The 3442-nt window shown below is 36.8% G+C and carries 3 protein-coding genes; 1 reads left to right on the top strand and 2 read right to left on the bottom strand.

Annotated elements, in window-relative coordinates:
* A partial coding sequence (locus tag V7149_RS23940) for a hypothetical protein (RefSeq protein ID WP_335348077.1) occupies positions 1-255 on the top strand: 255 nt, incomplete at its 5' end.
* 60 nt (positions 256-315) lie between these two features.
* Here the strand turns inward: V7149_RS23940 and V7149_RS23935 are convergent.
* Entirely contained in the window at positions 316-1818 is a 1503-nt protein-coding gene (locus V7149_RS23935; protein ID WP_335348076.1) for a phospholipase D-like domain-containing protein, read from the bottom strand.
* Positions 1819-3089: 1271 nt separating this feature from the next.
* The gene (locus V7149_RS23930) at positions 3090-3398 is read right to left on the bottom strand and encodes a GyrI-like domain-containing protein (RefSeq protein ID WP_335348075.1); all 309 of its coding nucleotides are present in this window, start codon (positions 3396-3398) and stop codon (positions 3090-3092) included.
* Positions 3399-3442: the final 44 nt, after the last annotated feature.

Raw genomic sequence — 3442 nt, 5'->3', positions numbered from 1 at the left:
CCCTTCAACCATTTGGCTTTCGGCCCATTACCTAACTGTCTACGCTTAAAGACGAAAGTTACCTTTAGCCCTCCAAGACTCGCTACGAGTGAATGGCTAGTTCTTACTCGACGGGAATCCCACCCGTTATATGATACGACCTATGCTCGGCCGCACAACTGCCCATTTAGTGAAAAAGAAAGCGTTCCTGCTTATTACAGAAACGCACCCGTTAGTTTAAGTGAAACCTTTCACAATTATTATATAACAACTTAAAAATTAACCAGTAATCTCTCTTCCAATTCTGTATTCCCAAATTTGATACTATGTTAATGGCTACAACAACGGAAAAAGGAGACGGGCACCCTGCTGCATTAACCTCTGTAAAGGAGAGCGCTGACATATATCCTCCATTTGTAAAGAGACAGAATCATGTAGGTCCCGCTCAAATTGGTCTGTAAGGTCTTTTGCCACGTCTTTACTGTAAAAAAATTCACAAACTTCGTAATTTAAGCGAAAACTTCTCATATCATAGTTTGCTGCTCCTACTTCCGCTACTTCCCCATCGATAACCATCGACTTCGCGTGCAGCATGCCTTTGTTATATAGGTAGATATGAACCCCTGCTTCCAACAACTCTCCGTAATAAGTAAAACTTGCATGTTCTACGATTTTTTGATCCCCTCGACGAGGAACCAGCAGTCTTACACGTACTCCACGTTCAACTGCTGTCTTAAGTCCCATAATAATATCTTGATCTGGTACAAAGTAGGGTGTGGTGATATCAACAGTCTTTGTGGCTTGTGTTATCCCGATAAAGTAAGCCTGCCTAATAACTGGCGTAGGAATACCAGGATTGCCTTCCACTGTCTGTACATAGGCTTGGTGCGTCCCATTGGTCGGAACTTCATTCGCGTTTGTTTCTTCAATAGTCCCCAACTCGGTGCTCCATTCTGTCAACATGGTAAATGGGTTTGATAAGCTGGTTGTAGGAGTGGTGGGGGAACCATCTTTTCCAGTTTTTGTTTTCATTCTAGATTTTGTATTTATTTGTTCTGGTGAAGCAATATTCCAATGGTCTTCGAAGATCATTTTCAAATCAGATGAAGCTTCACCCACTACTCTTACATGAGTGTCACGCCAGTGTCCTACATTTGGCTTTAATCCGGTATATTCATCCCCAATATTAATCCCACCGGTAAAAGCTTCCCTACCGTCGATTAGAACAATTTTACAATGATCCCGGTTATTCAAAGTTGAAAAAATCCAAGGGGGACGTAAAGGAAAAATATTCCGACATTCTATTCCTGCATCCATCATCCGAAAAATCTGAGTTTTAGATAATTTTCTGCTCCCCCAACCGTCTCTTATAAAACGGATATTCACACCGTCCAATGACCGTTCAATCAGTAAGTCCGTAATACGCCTTCCAATTTGGTCGTCTTTATATATGTAATATTCCAGGTCAATCGTTTTTTTGGCGTTCTGTATAGATTCCATTAGTATATCATAGGTTTTAATCCCATTTATGAGCACCTGTACATGACCAGTCCTCAATCCATCCACGGTCAAATGTTTCAATGCTTGTGCGATCACCTGAGCTGAACCGCCAAGGGAATCAGGCAGCGTGTCTGATTCGTTAGAAGTAGAAGTCGGCTTTTTACGGCGCTTCATACGTATGGGATTTGATGAAATTAAATAAAGCCCAAATCCAATTACAGGGAATATAAAACTAATGGTTATCCAATTTAAAGCCACTGCTGGTCGCCGTACCTCTCGAATCGCCATAATTATCATAAAAACAGTATTTAATAAATAAAGTCCAAAAATCCATCCCAAAATAAGCACCCTCTTTTACCTTTTAAAATGTGCAAATAGTAACAAGTTTATAACATATAACCCTGGGATTAACGAAAACAATTGGTACCCATGTTTTTCTCTTTTTTGATATTGAAGGGTTTCCAAATACCTCAATAAAAGTAACGTGTGGTCCTTTGTTTTATTGAAAACTTGGCTTGACATTAATGGTTGGAATTATTTAAAACAATGATATAAGCACAAGAAACGGGATAGGTAAACGCATATTCTTAATAGCAAAAAGAAATGAGGACTGTTTTTATGAATTCAGAAGTACAGGTTATGCCACAACAAATAGATATAACAAATACAGATGAACGAATTATAAGGAGACCAATTTTCATTAGACCGCCTTTTCTAAGACCTTTTTTTTGGAGACCTCCTATTTTCTGGAGACCTCCATTTTTTTGGAGACCCTATCTTGGAAACCCCTTTCTAGCAGGATTACTGGGTGGAGTATTGGGCGGTCTATTGGTTAGTACATTATATGGTCCTTATAGATATGTTTACTGGTATCCATATCCATATTATCCGCCATACCTTATTTATTAATTTCTTATAAGTCATCCTTTGGGTGCTTTTTGGTGCTAATCAATATTGTGTTAATTTCCTAGTAATATTTAGCGTACAATTTTATTAAGATATAAAATAAAATTTACCCATTTTCTTTAACCATCCTTTTTTAGGATGGTTTTACATTTTGTTACAATTGGTAAATCACCCAATACATAGCAAATAAAAATTTCCAAATACTATTTTATTAATTCAAATTCACCTAAAAGAGGGATATTATATGACGTCTTTAATCACACATACTTGTTGAGAAAATTTTCTTTTAAAGGAATCTTTTTAACCATTTCAAGGAGAGATTGAGACTGTATTACTATCAATTTCCCGCAACTCCACCTATTTTGGTTAATTCCTTGTTCAACTATCCTGCCTTTTAGTTTAAGTGTAATCCTTAACAATCTCGATTGCATTATATATAAATATGTGTTGCTTTACTCAACATTATGGCCCTAAAATAAAAATAAACGCTGATCCTTATTACTGGAAAGTGCCGTTAGCTGAATAATATCTTACTCAATAGTGACTAACAACTTAACAACTCTAATCAACTTTTTCGGTATCCTTCCAATCATAAAACCTTTCTAGATGCCATTTATTTTTTAGCCTTACAAAGTTGTTATCTTCAATCCACTTATGTAAGTCGTTATAAGCCTCCATTATTTTATAATTAGAATCTTTATGTCTCATAGCCGCATATTTTGAGGTGGTATGGTTAGAGTTACCATATCAGTTGGTATATCCTCGTACTCTTTTACTTCAACACAAACCCAATAACCATCTTCATCAGCAGTTTCATTTTCCACAACAAACGCACCAAATTGCTCAATGGGATTAACAACCTGCTTAATTTCGCTTATACGCTCGCATAATCTTAATGACGCTTTGGGTATTTCAACTAAATATTGGTCGCCAGAACATAAAACTCGAAAACCTACTAACCTTAATTCATCAAGCCCTTTAATAGCCTTATTTTGTATTATTGTTTCTGACATTTTAATTCCCCCTCTATTTACGATAAATTACAGTTTCTCGAAAC

The organism is Bacillus sp. JJ1503, from assembly GCF_036965125.1.
In the GTDB taxonomy this organism is placed as follows: Bacteria; Bacillota; Bacilli; order Bacillales; family Cytobacillaceae; genus Cytobacillus.
Note: the sequence above shows the minus strand (reverse complement) of the source record. Positions and strands in the feature narration are given on the sequence as shown.